Source organism: Aestuariimicrobium ganziense (assembly GCF_015352975.1).
In the GTDB taxonomy this organism is placed as follows: domain Bacteria; phylum Actinomycetota; class Actinomycetes; order Propionibacteriales; family Propionibacteriaceae; genus Aestuariimicrobium; species Aestuariimicrobium ganziense.
This window is the reverse complement of sequence record NZ_JACYIZ010000003.1, coordinates 304,989-322,719: the sequence shown is the minus strand read 5'-3', so window position 1 is coordinate 322,719 and position 17,731 is coordinate 304,989. Positions and strand designations below refer to the sequence as shown.

Below are 17,731 nucleotides of genomic sequence, written 5' to 3'. Positions count from 1 at the left end.
CTTGTTGACTGACTTCCCCGCCCAATCTACCCGTTGCGGTCGTGCGGCTGGCAAGCACGACCACCGACCGAGGAGCCCCCATGGACGCCTTGACCCGCCTGATCACCGCCCGGCGCACCGGCTGGATCTTCGGCGTGGGGGGCGTCCTGCTGTTCCTGGTGCTGATCGGCATGGTCGGCCCGTTCAAGCCCGACGCCGCCCCGACCGACAGCCTTCCGGTGGGCAAGGGCAGCACGATCGCCACCGAGTGGAGCTCCGAACTGCCCCAGGAGGAGGGCGCGGCCGCTGTCGTGCTGTTCACCGCCGACCAGGGCGTCCTCAGCCAGGAACACCTCGGTGCCCTGATGAAGCTGATGACCGAGGTCAAGGGTGACCAGGCCGCTCCGCCGGCCCAGGGCGGACCGCCCCCGGTGATCCCGAGCGAGGACGGGACGGCTGCCCTCGGCACGGTGCTGATCGAGTCGAACTCGCTGCTCGACAACAACGAGCAGGTCAAGACACTGCGCGCCGACCTCAAGGAGCGTGCCCCCGACGGCGTGACGGTGCAGGTCACCGGTCCAGCGGCTGTGCAGGCCGACCTGTCGGCGGTCTTCGACGGCGCCAACATCCGGCTGCTGGCCGCCACCGCCACCGTGGTGGCGATCCTGCTGATCGTCACCTACCGCTCACCGTTCCTGTGGTTGATCCCGCTGACCGTGGTGGGCGTGGCCGACCAGGGTGCGGCCGTGATCGCCACCCACGTGCTCAAGTGGGCCGGCGTACCGTTCGACGACTCGACCACCGGCATCCTGTCGGTGCTGGTCTTCGGCGCCGGCACGAACTACTCGCTGCTGCTGATCTCGCGCTACCGCGACGAACTGCGCTCCACCGAGGATCGCCACCTGGCCCTGCAGCAGGCGTTGCGCCAGACCATCGAGCCGGTGTTCGCCTCGGCGACCACGGTCGTGGTGGGCGTGCTCACCCTGCTGCTGTCACTCACCCCGTCGCTGCGCGGCCTCGGCCTGGCCTGCGCGGTGGGCATTGCGATCGCGATGGTCGGCGCCTTGGTGGTGCTGCCGGGTGCGCTGTCGATGTTCGGACGATGGATCTTCTGGCCGAGCACCCCCAAGGTCGGCCAGGCCACCCTGGCCGAGAGTCGCTCGATGTGGCGCCGCGTCGGCGACACCGTCGCCAAGCGCCCGCCGCTGTGGGTGGCGGTCGCCCTGGGTGTGATCGCCGCGCTGGCGATCGGCCTCACCCAGGTGAAGCTCGGCCTGCCCCAGGAGGAGCAGTTCCTCACCAAGCCCGAGGCGATCGCTGCCTCGGAGCGGCTTGCCGAGTCGTTCCCGGCCGGTTCGGCCGATCCGGTGCAGGTACTCACCAAGGACGACCCGGCAGAGGTCAAGGCCGCGATCGAGGGGGTCGACGGCCTGTCCCAGGTCGCCCAGACCAACCAGGCCAACGGCATCACCGAGTTCCGGGCCGTGCTCTCGTCCGACCCGGACACTGCCGAGGCCCGCGACACCGTGACCGCCCTGCGCACCGCGCTGGCCGACCATGACCAGACCCACGTCGGCGGCACCACCGCCCGGGCGATCGACGAGGCCGACGCCACCGCGCGCGACCGCATGCTGATCATCCCGCTGATCCTGCTGCTGGTGATGGTGGCGCTCGTGGTGCTGCTGCGCTCACTCTTGGCACCGGTACTGCTGGTGCTCACCGTGGTCGGCACCTTCCTGGCCTCGATGGGTGCCTCGTGGTGGATCTTCACCGGCCTGTTCGGCTTCAGCGCCCTCGACAGCACCGTGCCCGTGCTCTCGTTCCTGTTCCTGGTCGCCCTCGGCGTGGACTACAACATCTTCCTGGTCACCCGCGCCAAGGAGGAGGCCGCCACCCACGGCGTCCGCGAGGGCATGCTGCGGGGTCTGGGCGCCACCGGTGGCGTGATCACCTCGGCCGGCATCCTGCTCGCCGCGGTGTTCGCGGTGCTCGGCGTGCTGCCCCTGGTCGTGCTCGCCCAGATCGGCGCGATCATCTGCCTGGGCGTGCTGCTCGACACCCTGCTGGTGCGCACGATCCTCGTCCCCGCCCTGTCGCTGACCATCGGTGAGAAGTTCTGGTGGCCGCGCAGGATCGGGCCCAAGGACGAGGCTGCAGGGGTGACTGCGGACGCGACCGCCTGAGCCCGGTCGGCGCACTCCCCTCACCCCGAGGGAGGTGGGCGGACGACGTTTCGTCCTCAGCGGTGCGATGGCGCCACTAACGTCTCGCCATGGCTGACTACACCAACGACGAGCAAGAGATCGTCCGCCGAGCCGCACTCGGCTCCATGTCACTCGTGTCGCAGGCTGACCCCGGCTTCTTCGCCATGTTCAAGGAGTCCCTGGCCGGGTCGCGTGCCTTGGCCGACGCCCCCGAGCCGGTCAAGAGCCTGCTGCAGGGCGGCATGATCATGCCCGAGCGGGCCAGCAGCCGCGAAGAGGCTGCCCAGAACGTCTACGACGACCTCAACCAGGCCGTCCAGATCCTCGGACGCGACCCGCAGGCCCTCGACGGGTTCCGCAATGTCGTGCTCGCTGCCTGCCAGCAGGTGGCCGAGGCCAGCAAGGGCGTCGCCCCCGAGGAGGCCGAGGCGATCCAGCGTATCCAGGCCGCACTGGCCGGCGGACAGCAGGCACCCGGACAGCAGCCTCCCGTGCAGCCCGATCCCGCGCAGGCACCCAGCGCGCAGCCCGCACCGGAGCAGCATCCGGCTCCTGGCGAGGGCACCCCGCAGTTCAACCCGCCCGCGCAGGGCTGGGACCAGCCGCTCGACGGCCAGCGCTGAGGTAATTGAGGGTTCAATTAGGGAATGAACTCGTGCCGCTCCTCGTTGAGGAGGGTGACTGGCGCACCCCGGATCGTCCGGACGACGCGTGCCTCACGAGGAGATCACCATGCAGTTCGGCCTGTTCAGTGTGGGCGACGTCACCACCGACCCCACCACCGGCGTCACCCCCACCGAGTACCGGCGGATCAAGGCCCAGGTCGAGATCGCCAAGCTCGCCGACCAGGTCGGGCTCGACGTGTTCGCCGTCGGCCAGCACCACAACCCGCCGTTCGTGGCCTCGTCGCCGACCACGACGATGGCCTGGATCGCCGCGCACACCGAGAACATCCTGCTCTCGACCGCGACCACGCTGATCACCACCACCGACCCGGTGCGGATCGCCGAGGACTACGCGACCCTGCAGCACCTGGTCGACGGTCGGATGGACCTGATGCTCGGCCGCGGCAACACCGGCCCGGTCTACCCCTGGTTCGGCAAGGACATCCGCCGCGGCATCGAGCTCAGCATCGAGAACTACAACCTGCTGCACCGGCTGTGGCGCGAGGACGTCGTCGACTGGGAGGGCCAGTTCCGCACCCCGCTGACCGGCTTCACCTCGACTCCTCGTCCGCTCGACGGGGTCGCCCCGTTCGTGTGGCACGGCTCGATCCGCTCGCCCGAGATCGCCGAGCAGGCCGCCTACTACGGTGACGGCTTCTTCCACAACCACATCTTCTGGCCACCGAGCCACACCGCCCGGATGGTCGACCTCTACCGTCGCCGCTACGAGCACTACGGCCACGGCTCCTACGACCAGGCCATCGTCGGCATCGGCGGGCAGGTCTACATGGCCAAGAACTCCCAGGACGCGGTGGACGAGTTCCGCCCCTACTTCGACAACGCCCCGGTCTATGGCGGCGGCCCGAGCCTGGAGGACTTCACCCGCGAGACCCCGCTGACCGTCGGATCGCCCGAGCTGGTGATCGAGCGCACCCTGGGTTTCCGGGACTACGTCGGCGACTACCAGCGTCAGATGTTCCTGATCGACCACGCCGGACTGCCCTTGGACAAGGTGCTCAAGCAGGTCGAACTGCTCGGCGCCGCGGTCGTCCCGGTGCTGCGTGAGGAGTTCGCGAAGCTGCGCAAGCCCGGTGTGCCGGACGCGCCAACCCATGCCTCGCTGGTCGAGGCCAACGGCGGCCCCACCGACACCGCCGGCATCGTGCCGACCGATCGCGCCGTGCAGGTCGATCGCTGGACCGGCACCCGCGCCGAGGACGCCAACGTGCTCACGGAGGTGGAGTGATGACCCAGGACCAGAACCCCCAGACACCGAGGCACCGGATCGTCGTGCTCAACGGCGGCATGCGGGTGCCCTCGACCACCCGCATGCTGGCCGACCGGCTCGCCGACGCCACGGTCGCCGCGGTGGCTGAGCAAGGCGGCGAGGCGAGCGTGCAGGTGATCGACCTGCGCACCCACGCCCACGCCCTGGCCGACACCATGCTCACCGGCTTCTCATCCGGCGAGCTGGCCGAAGACCTGGCGGCCGTGGCCGGAGCCGACGGCCTGATCGCAGTCTCGCCCACCTTCTCGGCGTCCTACTCGGGCATGTTCAAGACGTTCGTCGACGTGATCGAGCCGGGCACCCTCAACGGCAAGCCCGTGCTGGTCGGCGCGACCGGCGGGTCGGAGCGGCACTCGCTGATGCTCGACCACGCCTTGCGTCCGTTGTTCTCCTACCTCGGCGCAGACCCGGTGCGCACCGGGGTGTTCGCCGCCACCGCCGACTTCGGGTCGGGGGAGGGCGGCGCCATCACGGAGCGGATCGCCCGCGCCGGGTCAGAGCTGGCCTCTCGCCTGGCCGGTCGTCCGAGCCAGGCCCGGCGACCGGCGGACGCCTTCGGCGAGCAGTCGGTGCCGGTCGAGGAGATGCTCGCGCGGGTGACCCGCCCAGCGGGGTGACCCGGCAACGCCTTAGGGTGCTTCGAGTGCCGATCAAGCAAGGGGGTTCCTGATGCGGGAGCAGCGGTTCGAGTACCGCCTACCGAAGACCACCGCGTTGCTGGGAGTGGTGCTCGGTCTGGCGTTGGCCATCGGCGGGGTGCTCGCGATCGTCAAGGACTGGGGGTTGTCGGTGTTCGGCGCTGTGCCCCTCGACTCCGAGTACGTGTGGGTGGTCTTCGCCGCGCTGGTGGCCATCGGCGTTCCGCTGGCGATCGCCTCCTTCCGAATGCTGGGCATGGGCCGGCGCGAGGTGGTGGTCACTGAGGCGATGATCAGTGCCCCCAAGGGCGAGACCAGCCGTGCGATCGTCGAGATCCCGACCCAGAGCATCCGGCAACTGGGCCTGCAGCAGGCGCAGGGCGTCACCACCTTGCTGGTGAAGCACGACGGCGGGAACCTGAAGCTGCGTTCACCCCACTTCGGGGAGCACTTCGGCGCCCTGGTGGCCTCGATCGTCGAGGTCACCGGACTCGAGCTGGGGCGCTGACGCAGGCCTCAGAAGACGGCCTTGCCCCCGGTCACCCCGAGGACCGTTCCTGAGACGTAGCTGGCCTCGTCCGAGGCGAGGAAGACGAACGCTGCGGCCACCTCGACCGGGTGCCCGGCACGCCCCAGCGGGGTGTCGGCGCCGAAGTCCTTGACCTTGCTCTCCGACATGGTCGCCGGGATCAGCGGAGTCCAGATCGGCCCGGGAGCGACCGCGTTGACCCGGATGCCGCGCGGGCCCAGGTCGGCGGCGAGGTTGACCACCAGGTTGTTCAGCGCAGCCTTGGTGGCGGCGTAGTCGAGCAGGTGCTCCGAGGGCTGGTAGGCCTGCACCGAGGTGGTGACCAGCGCGACACCGCCGCCCTCGAGTTCGTCGGCCAGGTGCTGCACCAGCCAGAACGGTGAGAACACGTTGGTGGCGAAGGTGCGCTCGATCTGGTGCTCGGGGAACTTCTCCACCTCGTCGAAGGCCATCTGGTAGGCGGCGTTGCAGACCAGTACGTCGAGACCGCCCAAGGCCTTGACCGCGGCGTCGCCGAGCTTCTTGTTCTCCTCCAGGGTGCGCAGGTCTCCGGCGACGAGTTCGCACGTGCGTCCGGCCTGTTCGACCAGGCGCTTGGTCTCCTCGGCGTCCTCCTGCTCCTCGGGCAAGTGTCCAATCACCACGTCGGCACCCTCGAGCGCGAAGGTGACCGCGACGGCTCGTCCGATGCCGGAGTCACCGCCGGTGATCAGCGCACGCTTGCCCTCGAGGCGCCCGCGCGGGGTCCAGGCCTGCTCGCCGTGGTCGGGATGCGGGTCGAGGTCGCTGACCGTGCCCGGCCAGGGCTGCTTCTGCGCGGGGATGGACGACAGGTCGGCGCGCTGGGACTCTGCGCTGGACTCGGTGCGGGGGGACTTGCTGCTGGGGTTCATCGATGCCTCTTCCGGGTTGGGGTTCGCGTTCGACGCTACGGGCCGCCATGCCGCAGCATCCCTGACCGGTTCGGCCCTGCACCCTTTTGGGCGGTGGTGGCCTGTCTGCGCGGGCGAGGGCGGGACGGGTCAGGAGCGCGCGCACACCGCGATGCACCACAATGTGCGGATGGACCTGACAGCACGCCCCTTCGAGGAGACCATTGGCGACCGTGACCTCGCCCAGTGGAAGTCCCCGCCCGGACGGCTGCTGGCCCGTCTGATCCTGGCCGCCAGCAAGTGGACGACCTGGCGCTGGGTGATGATCGCCCTGATCGCGGTCGGCGCGCTGGGCGCCTTCCTCACCGCCATCGTGTTCGGCGAGCTGTACGAGATGGTGCGTGACCAGGAGTGGATGGTGCGCTTCGACCGCAGCGTGCTCGACTGGGCGATAGAGCGCCGACCGGCCTGGGCGGCCACTGCGGTGACCTGGTTCACCACGATCGGCGGGCCCGTGGTCACCCCGATCCTGGTCGCTGTGTCGATGGGTCTGTTGTCGTGGCGCTGGAAGAGTTGGACGCCGATCGTGCTCGCCGGCCTGGCCGGCATCGGATCGCTGGCGATCACCATCGCCGGCAAGTTGCTGATCGCCCGCCACCGTCCGCCACTGTCGGATGCCATCCCGCCGTTCGAGCACTCGTTCAGCTTCCCGTCGGGCCACGCCATGAACGCCACGGTGCTGTCGGGGATGATCGCCTACATCCTGCTCACACGGGTTCGCCACCGGGCTGGCATGGTCTCGATCGTGGTCGCAGCCGGGCTGTACTCGCTGCTGATGGGCCTGAGCCGGGTCTACCTGGGTCACCACTGGCTCAGTGACGTGATCTCGGGTTGGGTCCTGGGCGCCGGCTGGATCGTGGTGATGGTGGTTGCGCACCGGCTGCACCTGACCCACCACCGCTACCACCGACAACTCGAAGAGGCCGCCGACGTGCCCTCGCCGGAGGAACTGGGCGAGGCCAAGCCCTCCGGCACCGTGCAGTGAGTGGGTCGAGGCCTCGTCCCCGCTGGTGGGTGGCGACCCTGACTCTGGCCTTCGTGGTGGCGACCGTGTTCCACCTGATCGTTCTGTACTCCCCCAGTCCTGAGGTCGACTCGACCTGGCCCCGTCACACCGACAAGGTCGCCCACCTGCTCGGCTTCGGGGTGCCGGTGGCGCTGGGTTGGACGAGGTTCCTGTCAGGACGACGCTGGGTGGTGGCAGCGTTCGCAGCACACGCGGTGGTCTCCGAACTGGTGCAGTCCTGGCTGCTGGGACGCCGACAGGGCGACCCACTCGACGCGGTCGCCGACTTGGTCGGGGTGGCGCTGGGCGTCGGCGTCGGCGTGCTGGTCGACCGGGCCAGCGGTCGCTCGTCCAAGCAACGGACGGGTGGGTCGAGCGCCGCCTAGAGTGGCCGCATGAGCCAGATCTCAGAGCAGCACGCAGCAGTCGCGGCAGAGTTCAGCCGCCTGGTCGACGGCGTCACCGACTGGGACGCCCCGACCCCGGTCAAGGAGTGGCGCGCCCGCGACATCATCGGCCACCTCACCAGTTGGTTCCCCGGCTTCCTGCACGCCATGGAGGTCGACTTCCCCGACGTCGCCGCCGGCGAGGACGACCCGGCCGGCGTCTGGCCCGGCTTCAGCAGCCAGGTGCAGGACATGTTGGACGATCCCGAGCGCGCCGGCGCCATGGTCACCCCACCCGGGCAGGACGACGGTCAGCAGGTGCCGCTGGAGCAGGTGATCGCCCAGTACTACATCTCCGACGTGGCGATGCACTCCTGGGACCTCGCCAGGGCCAGCGGTCAGGAGGCCAACCTCGACCCGGGCATGGTCGAGGGCATGGCGAACGGCATGACGGCGATGAAGGACACCCTGGCCGCCTCGGGCCAGTTCGGCACCCCGGTGGTGCTGGACGAGTCGCGCCCCGCGATCGCCCGCCTGGTCGCGATCATCGGACGCGACCCGCAGTGGACCCCGCCCCACGATTGAGGCCCCACCGCCCCACACCTGACGAGGCCCGGGAGGCACCCTGATCGGTGCTCCCGGGCCTCGCGCGAGGCGGCTCAGCGCTTGGTGCGCACCTCGATGGTCTTCAGGTCGGCCGACACCTCGACATGCACCGGGCTGCCGTCCTTGGTGCCACGCACGTCGAACGAACCGTCCTCGTCCTTCATCACGTTCTCGACCGTGATCGTGGCGTCCTTGGCCTTGACCGCAGCCGTCACCTTCGCGGTCTCGTCGGTGGTGGCCGCGGTGTGGTCATGACCACCGCGCCCGCCCGGCCCACGGCCGCCACGATCGGCGGCATCGAGCACCTCGATGGTCTTCAGGTCGGCCGACACCTCCACGTGCACCGGGCTGCCGTCCTTGGTGCCACGCACGTCGAACGAACCGTCCTCGTCCTTCATCACGTTCTCGACGGTGATCGTGGCGTCCTTGGCCTTGACCGCAGCCGTCACCTTCGCGGTCTCGTCCGAAGTCGCTGCGGTGTGGCTGTGACCCGGGCCACCCTTGCCACCGCGTCCCTCGCAGCCGTTGCCGTCCTGGTCGGGCGTGCCCTGCCCGGTGCCGGCCGTCGCCGACGTGGTGGCGCTGGGGGTCGAGGTCGGGTTGGCGGTCTCGGCCTGGGCCATGCTGCCGCTGCTGAGCAGGCCGAGCCCGGCGATGGCGGCGGTGGCCAGTCCGGCCGTGGCCAGGGCGAACTTCTTCGTGAACATGGTGAACTCCTCGTCTGGTGGCCGCCCCGGTGGGCGGCCCTTGGTGATCACCACTGAACCCAGTCAGCCTGTGTGGACGCTGTCAGCAGGGTCACCTCCTACTGTGAGTCCTCCTCGGCGCCCCGGCGCAGCCGCTGACGCGCGGTCGCGGTGCCGCGTCCGACCGGCTCGACACCCATCACCCCACCCAGACCGAAGTCGGGCATGTCGACGTAGACCACCTCACGTTGGCCCGGTGACGCCTGGTAGGTCTCGTGCCAGATGCCGACCGTGCCGTCGCCCCCGATCCGCCGGGTGAACCGGCGCCACGGCTCGAGGTGCGGGGCATCGCGGTCGGAGGCGAAGCGTTGCAGGTGCTCGGGGCTTCGCCAGTACGACAGCATCAGCGTGGTGCGACCGAACCACAGGTGCTGGCCCAGCATGCCCACGCGGGGATTGCGGGCCAGGTGGGCGAGCATCCGAGGCATGGCGATGAACACCGGCCACCAGCGGCTTCACCGCCAGCCAACGCGATGCCCCCTCCAGCGACGACCCGCTCGAGAGGCTGTGCCGCCTGGGGGTCGCGTACCGGCGCTGGGCGTTGGCCAACCCTGACCTGTACCACGTCGCCTTCACCCGGCGCTCGCCCACCTGCGCGCCCTGGCCCGGGGCTGGACGGCCTGAATCAGCGCCCCAGCACCCGCTCCAGGTGCGGGTTGCCGAAGGTGCGTTCGGGGTCGAACCGGTCGCGCAGCGCGACGAACTCGTCCATCCGCGGGTAGAGGCCCCGCAGGTCGTCGTGCAGCAGCGGGTGCATCTTGCCCCAGTGCGGACGAGCGTCGCCCAGTCCGCGCACCACGTCCCAGAACGCCGAGAACCAGGCCTCGTTGGACGCGCGGTGGTACTGGTGGACGGCGATGTAGGCCGACTCGCGTCCCCACGAGGTCGACAGCCACCGGTCGTCCGGTGCCGCGAAACGCACCTCGAGCGGGAAGGCGACCCGCTCACCGCTACGACGCAACCAACGCCGCAACTCCTGCAGCACCCAGCCGACCTGGTCGATCGGCACCGAGAACTCGGTCTCGGTGAACCGCACGCTGCGCTGGGTGGCGAACACCCGGTGGGCCCGGTCGGTGTAGCGGCGCTCGCTCAACCCGCGCGAGGCGACGGCGTTCAGGGCGGGCACCGCCAGCGGGGCCCGCCTGGCGACCCGGTTGAGGCCCTCGAAGACTGTGTTCGAGAGCAGGTCGTCGTCCAGTCGTTGCCGCCACCCGGGCAGCGGGGCTGCCGCTGACAGGTCGTCGATGCGGGTGTTGTGCTTGGTCAGCACCCGGTCGGTGTGCGGGAACCAGTAGAACTCGAAGTGGTCGGCCCCACGTACGCGCGCCTCGAGCCCGTCGAGCACCGCCGACAACCGGTCGGGCCGCTCGTGGGCGGTCAGCAGGAACGCCGGCACGCACTGCAGTTCGTACTCGGTGACCACGCCCAGCGCCCCCAGGCCCAGCGCCACGGCGGGCACCAGGTCAGGCTCGTGGGCCTCGTCGATCCGGACGACCGACCCGTCGGCGACCACCATCTCGACACCGACCACCGCCTCCGACAGTCCGGGGAAGCCCACCCCGGTGCCGTGGGTGCCGGTGGACCGCCCCGGCCAGGGTCTGGCCGTCGTAGTCGCCCAGGTTCGGCAACCCCAACCCTCGCGACCACAGCTCCTCACTGAGGTCGCGCAGCACGGTGCCCGCGCGTACCCGGGCTCGTCCGGTGGCCGGGTCGTGGCTGACCACGCCGGACATCCGGTCGAGGCGTACCTGCTGGTCGGCGGGTGAGGCGATCGCGTTGAAGGAGTGCCACGACCCCACCGGACGCAGGCGGCGACGCACGGCCGCGGTCGCCTTGACCAGCACCGACAGTTCCTCGGCGTCGCGGGGGCTGTGCACGTCGACGGCGTAGGCGCGCACGTTGTCGGCCCAGTTGCGCCACTCAGCCATGGTTTCGTCCCTCTCCTCGATAGGTCGGCACGCTCTCGACCACCTCGCCGTCGCGCACCAGCAGCACCTGCTCGAACCGTTCGGTGACCTCGCCGGCTTTGGCGTGGCGGAACCAGACAAGGTCGCCCAGGTCGAGGTCGCGGGCGGCTCGTCCTCGCAGTGGGGTCTGCACCTCGCCGGCACCCTCCTGGCCGAACAGCTTGAGCCCCGACGGCCACACCGGACGAGGTGCGCGGTCGCGCCCTGCAGGCCCGGAGGCCAGGTAGCCACCGGAGGCCACCACGACCACCTCGTCGGAGTGCCGGCGCACCACCGGGCAGCCGTAGAAGGCGGCCGGACGCAGCCGGCTCGAGCCCTTCGGCAGGTCGTAGTGGTCGAACAGGGTCGGGGCAAACAGCCCCGACCCCGCGGCGACGTCGGTGACCACCGGGTCGTCGGCGAGCCGGCCGAACAGGTGCAACGAACCGGTGCCACCGGCATTGACGAACTCCAGCGGCGCGAGTTGGCCGACCGCGCGGGTGATCGCTGCCCGCCGGCCGACCAGGTCGGCCCACGACCGGCGCTTCATCACCCGGGTCGACGTGGTGTCGGCGACCCCGGCGATCTGGGCGTCGTAGAACATCAGCCCGGCCAGCGCGAACCGGCGGCGCTGCACCACGTCGCGAGCCAGGGCCACGGCCTGCTCGACGGTGCGCACTGGCGAGCGGTGGGCGCCCAGCACCCGTGGCGCACGCCCGGGTCGTCCGGGCAGGGCGTAGCCACAGTCGATGTCGAGGGCGACCCGGATCGGTGCCGGGCTGGGTGCGGCGGCCCGCTCGATCAGGTCGAGGTGGGCGACCTGGTCGACCACCAGGGCGATCCGCGACGAGCGGCGTTCGTCGTTCGACAGCCGGCGCAGGGCCTCGACGTCGACCGACGGGTAGGCCACCAACAGGTCGGTGTGGCCGTGCTCGGCGAGCCACAACGCCTCGTCCAACGAGTAGCACAGCAGGCCGGAGAAGCCGGGGCGCTCCAGCAGGCGTTCGACCAGCGACCGCACGCGCAGCGACTTGGTGGCGAGCCTGATCGGCAGCCCGCCGGCTCGCTGGACGAGCACCTCGGCGTTGGCCTCGAAGCGGTCGAGGTCGACCATCATCACCGGCGCACCGGTCTCGACGACGGGCCAACGCTCGGGAAGGTCAGTGCGGCCCAACCCGGCGCGCCTCACCCCTGCGCCCCCAGCACGTCGTCCAGCCGGTACGACACCGGTTCGTCCAACTGCTCGTAGGTGCAGTCCTCGGGGTCCTTGTCGTCGCGCCAGCGCACGAACTGAGCGGTGTGGCGGAAGCGGTTGCCCTCCATGTGGTCGTAACGCACCTCGACCACCCGCTCGGGGCGCAGCGGGGTGAACGACAGGTCCTTCTTGGCGTTCCAGCGGGAATGCGCGCTCGAGGTCGGAGTGCGGGGCACACTCTGGTCGCGGTTGTCGGGCAGGTCGTCCGCAGGCGCCTCGGGCTTGACCTTCTCGTCGGCCTGGCCCCAGTTCCACGGGTGGCCCTCGAACTCGGTGACCAAGGGCTGCAGTTCGGCGAACAGTTCCTTGCGACGCTCCATCGGGAACGCCCCGATCACCCCGACCGAGTTGAGCGTGCCGTCCTCGGCGTACAGCCCGAGCAGCAGCGACCCGATCCGGTCGTCGCCGCTGGTGTGGGTGCGGTAGCCGGCGACCACGCAGTCGGCAGTGCGCTCGTGCTTGATCTTGTACATCGCCCGCTTGTCCTCGAGGTAGAGCAGGTCGACGGGCTTGGCGATCACCCCGTCGAGACCGGCGCCCTCGAACTGCTCGAACCACTCCTTGGCCAGCTCACGGTCGCGGGTGGCCGGGGTGAGGTGGATCGGCGCCTTGACCTTGGCCAGCAGCTTCTCGAGTTCGGCGCGACGCTCGTGGAAGGGCCGCTCGGTCCAGTTGGTCGTGCCGTGGGCGAGCAGGTCGAAGGCGACGAAGCTGGCCGGGGTCTCGCTGGCGAGCTTCTTGACGCGGCTGGCGGCGGGGTGGATGCGCTGCTGCAGCAGGTCGAAGTTGAGCCGGTCGCCGTGCTCGGGGTCGACCATCACGATCTCGCCGTCGATCACCACCTGGTCAGGGAAGTTGGCCTTGATCGCCTCGACCAGGTCGGGGAAGTAGCGCGTCATCGGGCGCTCGTTGCGGCTGCCGATCTCGACCTCGTCACCGCTGCGCCAGATCAGCGAGCGGAACCCGTCCCACTTGGGCTCGAAGAAGACCTCACCCTTGGGGAACTCCTTGACCGCCTTGGCCAGCATCGGCCCGAACGGCGGCACGATCGGGGTGCCCCAGTGGGCGTCGCGTTCGGCCTTGGGCGCCATGTACTCCTCGTCGCTGCGGTCCTTGCGGCGCTTCGAGGGCTGCACCCGCGGGGGTTCGCCGGGCATCTTGGGGTAGTCGGGTGGGAAGCTGAGCTCGCCCTGGCCATTGGCCACCTGCTCGTCCCACAGCTTCAGAGCGGTGCGCACGTCACCGACGTGCTCGTCGAGCGAGGCCCAGGCATCGCCTCGATCGGCGACGATCTCGCCGACGGTGCGCAGCGTGAAGTCGGACGCCTGCTCGGCCTCGCGCAGTTCGTCCCAGGTCAGCGGGAAGCTCACCGGTGCGCCGGGCAGCGGGCGAGTCGACCAGGCACCTGCCAAAGTGCGGTCGCGGTTGGACTGGTTGAAGTCGACGAAGACCCGCTCGCCGCGCTCCTCCTTCCACCACGACGCGGTGACCAGGTCGGGCAGGCGCCGTTCGAGTTCGCGGGCGATACCGATCACGCCGTGGCGCACGTCGAGGAACTCATGGGTCGGCGCGATCCGGCAGGTGACGTGCACGCCGCGGTTGCCCGAGGTCTTGACGAAGGGCACGAAGTCGAGTTCCTCGAGCAACTCCTTGAGGGCGAACGCGGCCTCCTTGGCGTCGGCGAAGCCTCGTCCGGGCTGCGGGTCGAGGTCGATGCGCAACTCGTCGGGGTTGTCGAGGTTGCCGGTGACGCCGTCGTGGTCGGTGCGCACCGGCCAGGGGTGGTAGGTGATCGTCGACATCTGGGCCATCCAGGCCAGCCCAGCGGCGTCGTCGATCACCAGTTGGTCGTGGCGGCGTCGACTGGGATAGGTACAGGTGACCCGGCGAAGCCACGCCGGGGCACCGGCCGGGGGCCGCTTGGAGAAGAACTCGTCGCCGGTGATGCCGTCGGTGAACCGCTGCAGGGTGATCGGGCGGGCGGCGATGGCGCGCAGCACGTGCTCGGCGTTGTCGACCAGGTAGCTGGCGAGTTCGAGCTTGGTGACCGGCTTGCCGTCGGGCATCTGGTCGGCCGGCCAGAGCACCCGGTCGGGGTTGGTGATGGTGACCTGCCGGGCCTCGCCGTCGGCGTCGGGGAACTCCATCACGTGGTCGGAGCGACTCATGGTCGCGAGCCTATGTCAGCGCTGGGGGCAGCGCGACGGGCACGACGGTTCCCCGCTCGCGCGAGCCGGTCGCCGAGGCGGACGAGAGCTGCCGCCACCTCGTCCGGTTCGAGGACGACGAAGTCCCAGCGCAGCCGCGCCAGCCACCCGGCACCCTCGTCGGCGTCTTCGACCCCGGTCTCGAACAGGGTGGCGTGTGGGTCAATGGCCGAGAGTTCGCGGGCCGCCCAGGGCATCTCGGCGAGCACCTCGTCCCGGCCGGCCTCGATCCGCACGCGCAGTTGGTGGCGGTAGGCGGTGCGCGGCATGCCCCTACGGGCCAGCGCCTCGGCCAGATCGGCCCGCGGACGGAACTCCCATCCCGAGACCTCGGCCGAGGTGGCCCGATCGAGCCGGAAGGTGCGCCAGTCGCGGCGGTGCACGTCCCAGGCGAACAGTTGCCAGTGGCCCGAGCTGGCGATCAGTTGGTGCGGCTCGACCCAGCGCGACGAGGCCGCACCCAACCGGTCGACGTAGTCGAAGCGAAGTCGCAGGTGGCGCCGCAGCGCCTCGGTGGCGGCGGTGAGCACGTCCGGGTCGGTCTGGGCGCCGAAGCCGGGCTGCACCCGCAGGCTGTCACGCACCTGCCGAGAGCGCTCCCGGACGGCACCGGGCAGCACCGCGTCGAGCTTGCCCAGGGCACGCAGGGCCGCCTCACCGTCGGGGACGAGCCCGTTCGCGGTGCTGGTCGACAGGCTGATGGTGACGGCGAGCGCTTCATCGTCGTCGAGCAGCAGTGGGGGCAGGGCGGCACCCCGCCCCAGGGAGTAGCCGCCGGCCGCACCGGGCTCGGCGTGCACGGGGTAGCCGAGCAGGCGCAGTCGGTCGACGTCGCGGCGCAGGGTGCGGGTGGTGACGCCCAGCCTGCGCGCCAGATCGGGGCCGGACCAGACAGGCCTCGACTCGAGCAGTCCCAGGAGTTCGAGCGCTCGGGAGGTCGGATCGGTCATGGTCTGAAGTCTTCCACTACTGCGGACAGGATCTGTCCTCATCGCACGATCGACTGGTTTCACCAAGCCGAACGAAAGGACCCGATCATGCCGTTCCTCACTCCCCAGGCCGCCGGTGAGCGCGAGGTGCTCAAGACCTACGCCCTGCAGCAGTTGGCGCAGTTGCGCAGCACCGTCGTCGGGCTCACCGACGAGCAGGCCCGTTCGACCCCGAGCGCGTCGTCGTTGTCGCTGCTGGCGCTGCTCGCCCACGGCGCCGAAGTCGCCGTCGAGTGGGTCGACGCCGCCGCCAGCGCACCCGAGCCGCCCGCCGGCAACCCCTACGGTGAGAGCCACTCGATCGAGGAGTGCGCCGAGATCCCCACTCCCCTGCCCCAGTTCCTCGAGATGTTCGACGAGCGGGTGGCCTGGGCCGCGAGCCGCTTCGACGAGGTGGACGACCTGTCGGCCCCGGTGCCGGTGCCCGAGGCGCCGTGGTTCCCCAAGGAGTTGGGGTCGTGGGAGGCGCGCTGGGTGCTGCTCCACGTGGTGAGTGAACTGGCTCGCCACGCCGGCCACGCCGACATCATCCGCGAGTCGATCGATGGCAAGGGGTCGTACGAGCTCAATGACCTCGCCGACGGGATCGCTGCTGGCTGATCGAGTGGGGGGCCTGCGCGACGTGTCGAGATCCCCACGGTCTCGACACGCCGCCTCGTCCCTCAGCGGCTACTCGACCACCCCCGTCCCGAACACCCCTGACCATGCTGGCCGATCGTGTAGGAGCGCCTGCGCGACGACTCGAGATCCCCACGGTCTCGACACGCCGCCTCGGCCCTCCGCGGCTACTCGACCACCCACGTCCCGAACACCCCTGACCATGCTGGCCGATCGAGTAGGAGCGCCTGCGCGACGTGTCGAGATCCCCACGGTCTCGACACGCCGCCTCGTCCCTCAGCGGCGACTCGACCACCCCCGTCCCGACCACCCCGGACCATGCTGGCCGATCGAGTAGGAGCGCCTGCGCGACGACTCGAGATCCCCACGGACTCGACACGCCGCCTCGGCCCTCCGCGGCTACTCGACCACCCTCGTCCCGAACACCCCTGCCCCCGGGGGGGGTGGGGGTGGACCGGGGTCTGATGCCCCGGTCCACCACCGCTGCCTAGGCTGGACCGGTGACCGTCCCGCTTCCCCCGGCCGTCGTGCCGTCCGAGCCGCCCGCGCCGCAGCGGGTGAGCCGGCGCGGCCTGGTGCTGGGCACAGCCGGTTTCGGCCTCGGGGTGCTCGGGGGTGCGGCGGTGCTGCGCAGGATGGCCGACCAGGCCGGACCGGGCGTCCCCTGGCCGACCGAAGGTGGCGATCCGGCCGAGCGGGAGCAGGCCGAGTGCGTCGACGCATCCAGCCTGCTGCGCACCGACACGATCGGCTCGGCCCGGCTGGTCTACGAGGTGAACGGACGAGCCTCGTCCATGGGCTTCGACCCGGGGTTCCACCGCCAACTGACCACCTGGCTGGCCGACTGGAACACCACCAGCCGATACCGCGGCGTGCGCGACCTGTGGAGCTACGGCGCCCACGTCAACAAGGACGGCTGCCGCTCGTGGCACGCCTCGGGACGAGCCTTCGACATCTCGCGGCTGAGAGCCGGTGACAACCTGCTGGTGAGCTGCCGCACCGACCTGTGGCACGAGGTCTCACCCGCCCGCCGGACCGACCTCACCCGGCGCTACTGGACGCTGGCCGCCTCACTGCACCTGCACTTCGCCTACGTGCTCACCCACCACTTCGACGCGCGGCACGACAACCACATCCACGTCGACAACAGTGTGTCCGGCTCGGGCATGAGCCGGTTCACCACGCGATCCCGGGTGCAGAACCAGGCCGTGCAGGCGATCTGTGCCTCCATCTGGGGGCGCGGCGGCGACGTCACCGGCGAGTGGAACGACGCCCGCCGACAGGTGACCCCGGTGCTCGACGACCTGGGCCTGGGCAACCTGACCAAGCAGGAGACCTGGCAGCGGTTCCTGCGCGCGTCAGTCGCGCGTGGCTGAGGCCTGGCCCAGGTCGAAGCTGGCGAGCACGGCCTTGTGGTCGCTGGGCCAGCAGTCGGTGACCAGAGCGAAGTCGTCGGTGTGTGGTTCGTCCACCCGCTGACTGCGGACGATGCTGCCCCGCGGTCCGACGATGCCGACTCCTTCGACCCGCACGCCGGGGTCGGCGAAGACGTAGTCGATCCGGTCGCGCTCGTCGACGGTGGGAGCGAAGGTGAGCGCCGCGGTGTCGTCGACGGCGGCGTTGTCGGACGGCCAGGTGGTGCCGGGATGGGTCACCGGATCGGGGTACCGCGCCCGGAAGACATCGACGAAGCCGGCGTCGGCCAAGCGCTGGGTCGAGTCCCAGGCGAACACCACG

General features: G+C 70.4%; 19 protein-coding genes. 10 read left to right on the top strand and 9 right to left on the bottom strand.

What is annotated here, in order from left to right; genetic code table 11:
• Positions 1–80: 80 nt before the first annotated feature.
• From IE660_RS07510 to IE660_RS07490, 5 genes are all read left to right on the top strand, one after another.
• On the top strand, positions 81–2,162 hold the full coding sequence (locus tag IE660_RS07510) for an MMPL family transporter (RefSeq protein ID WP_203567710.1): 2,082 nt from the start codon (positions 81–83) through the stop codon (positions 2,160–2,162).
• A gap of 89 nt (positions 2,163–2,251) precedes the next feature.
• Positions 2,252–2,806 carry a hypothetical protein gene (locus IE660_RS07505; RefSeq protein ID WP_203567709.1) on the top strand — a complete coding sequence of 185 codons (555 nt, stop codon included), beginning with the start codon at positions 2,252–2,254 and terminating at the stop codon, positions 2,804–2,806.
• 109 nt (positions 2,807–2,915) lie between these two features.
• Positions 2,916–4,094 carry an LLM class flavin-dependent oxidoreductase gene (locus IE660_RS07500; RefSeq protein WP_203567708.1) on the top strand — a complete coding sequence of 393 codons (1,179 nt, stop codon included), beginning with the start codon at positions 2,916–2,918 and terminating at the stop codon, positions 4,092–4,094.
• Complete coding sequence (locus IE660_RS07495; RefSeq protein WP_203567707.1) at positions 4,094–4,753, top strand: FMN reductase; 660 nt, start codon at positions 4,094–4,096, stop codon at positions 4,751–4,753. Before IE660_RS07500 ends, IE660_RS07495 begins: the two co-directional genes overlap by 1 nt.
• 52 nt (positions 4,754–4,805) lie before the next feature.
• A complete protein-coding gene (locus IE660_RS07490; RefSeq protein ID WP_203567706.1) occupies positions 4,806–5,282 on the top strand; it encodes a hypothetical protein in 477 nt (158 codons plus the stop codon).
• 8 nt (positions 5,283–5,290) lie between these two features.
• Here IE660_RS07490 and IE660_RS07485 read toward each other — a convergent pair whose 3' ends face one another.
• A complete protein-coding gene (locus IE660_RS07485) occupies positions 5,291–6,196 on the bottom strand; it encodes an SDR family oxidoreductase (RefSeq protein ID WP_203567705.1) in 906 nt (301 codons plus the stop codon).
• Positions 6,197–6,365: 169 nt separating this feature from the next.
• Here IE660_RS07485 and IE660_RS07480 point away from each other — a divergent pair, with 169 nt between their 5' ends.
• From IE660_RS07480 to IE660_RS07470, 3 genes are read left to right on the top strand one after another with little or no spacing between them, the layout of a single operon-like run.
• Positions 6,366–7,220: a phosphatase PAP2 family protein gene (locus IE660_RS07480; RefSeq protein WP_203567704.1), complete on the top strand. Its 855-nt coding sequence runs from the start codon at positions 6,366–6,368 to the stop codon at positions 7,218–7,220.
• 29 nt (positions 7,221–7,249) lie between these two features.
• Positions 7,250–7,627 carry a VanZ family protein gene (locus IE660_RS07475; protein ID WP_203567703.1) on the top strand — a complete coding sequence of 126 codons (378 nt, stop codon included), beginning with the start codon at positions 7,250–7,252 and terminating at the stop codon, positions 7,625–7,627.
• A 9-nt stretch (positions 7,628–7,636) separates the two neighbouring features.
• Positions 7,637–8,212, top strand: a complete 576-nt coding sequence (locus IE660_RS07470; protein WP_203567702.1) for a maleylpyruvate isomerase N-terminal domain-containing protein — start codon at positions 7,637–7,639, stop codon at positions 8,210–8,212.
• A 74-nt stretch (positions 8,213–8,286) separates the two neighbouring features.
• Here IE660_RS07470 and IE660_RS07465 read toward each other — a convergent pair whose 3' ends face one another.
• The 7 genes from IE660_RS07465 to IE660_RS07435 all read right to left on the bottom strand — a co-directional run bounded on the left by IE660_RS07465 (position 8,287) and on the right by IE660_RS07435 (position 15,337).
• Entirely contained in the window at positions 8,287–8,940 is a 654-nt protein-coding gene (locus tag IE660_RS07465) for a hypothetical protein (protein WP_203567701.1), read from the bottom strand.
• A gap of 98 nt (positions 8,941–9,038) precedes the next feature.
• The gene (locus IE660_RS07460; protein ID WP_328701887.1) at positions 9,039–9,419 is read right to left on the bottom strand and encodes a monooxygenase family protein; all 381 of its coding nucleotides are present in this window, start codon (positions 9,417–9,419) and stop codon (positions 9,039–9,041) included.
• 185 nt (positions 9,420–9,604) lie between these two features.
• Positions 9,605–10,537, bottom strand: a complete 933-nt coding sequence (locus IE660_RS07455) for a D-arabinono-1,4-lactone oxidase (RefSeq protein WP_203567699.1) — start codon at positions 10,535–10,537, stop codon at positions 9,605–9,607.
• Positions 10,443–10,907: an FAD-binding protein gene (locus tag IE660_RS07450; protein ID WP_203567698.1), complete on the bottom strand. Its 465-nt coding sequence runs from the start codon at positions 10,905–10,907 to the stop codon at positions 10,443–10,445. Before IE660_RS07450 ends, IE660_RS07455 begins: the two co-directional genes overlap by 95 nt.
• Positions 10,900–12,099, bottom strand: coding sequence for an alanine racemase (locus tag IE660_RS07445; protein WP_235997133.1), 1,200 nt, complete (start codon positions 12,097–12,099; stop codon positions 10,900–10,902). The genes IE660_RS07450 and IE660_RS07445 overlap by 8 nt, the downstream gene beginning before the upstream one ends.
• A gap of 11 nt (positions 12,100–12,110) precedes the next feature.
• The gene (locus tag IE660_RS15815; RefSeq protein ID WP_235997132.1) at positions 12,111–14,348 is read right to left on the bottom strand and encodes an ATP-dependent DNA ligase; all 2,238 of its coding nucleotides are present in this window, start codon (positions 14,346–14,348) and stop codon (positions 12,111–12,113) included.
• Entirely contained in the window at positions 14,345–15,337 is a 993-nt protein-coding gene (locus tag IE660_RS07435) for a helix-turn-helix transcriptional regulator (RefSeq protein ID WP_203567697.1), read from the bottom strand. Before IE660_RS07435 ends, IE660_RS15815 begins: the two co-directional genes overlap by 4 nt.
• A gap of 87 nt (positions 15,338–15,424) precedes the next feature.
• Here IE660_RS07435 and IE660_RS07430 point away from each other — a divergent pair, with 87 nt between their 5' ends.
• Both IE660_RS07430 and IE660_RS07425 read left to right on the top strand, forming a co-directional pair.
• Complete coding sequence (locus IE660_RS07430; protein WP_203567696.1) at positions 15,425–15,976, top strand: mycothiol transferase; 552 nt, start codon at positions 15,425–15,427, stop codon at positions 15,974–15,976.
• 518 nt (positions 15,977–16,494) lie between these two features.
• Positions 16,495–17,370, top strand: a complete 876-nt coding sequence (locus IE660_RS07425) for an extensin family protein (protein ID WP_203567695.1) — start codon at positions 16,495–16,497, stop codon at positions 17,368–17,370.
• Here the strand turns inward: IE660_RS07425 and IE660_RS07420 are convergent.
• A complete protein-coding gene (locus IE660_RS07420) occupies positions 17,353–17,727 on the bottom strand; it encodes an endonuclease/exonuclease/phosphatase family protein (protein WP_203567694.1) in 375 nt (124 codons plus the stop codon). The two genes, IE660_RS07425 and IE660_RS07420, sit on opposite strands and share 18 nt — an antisense overlap.
• Between the last annotated feature and the right edge of the window lie 4 nt (positions 17,728–17,731).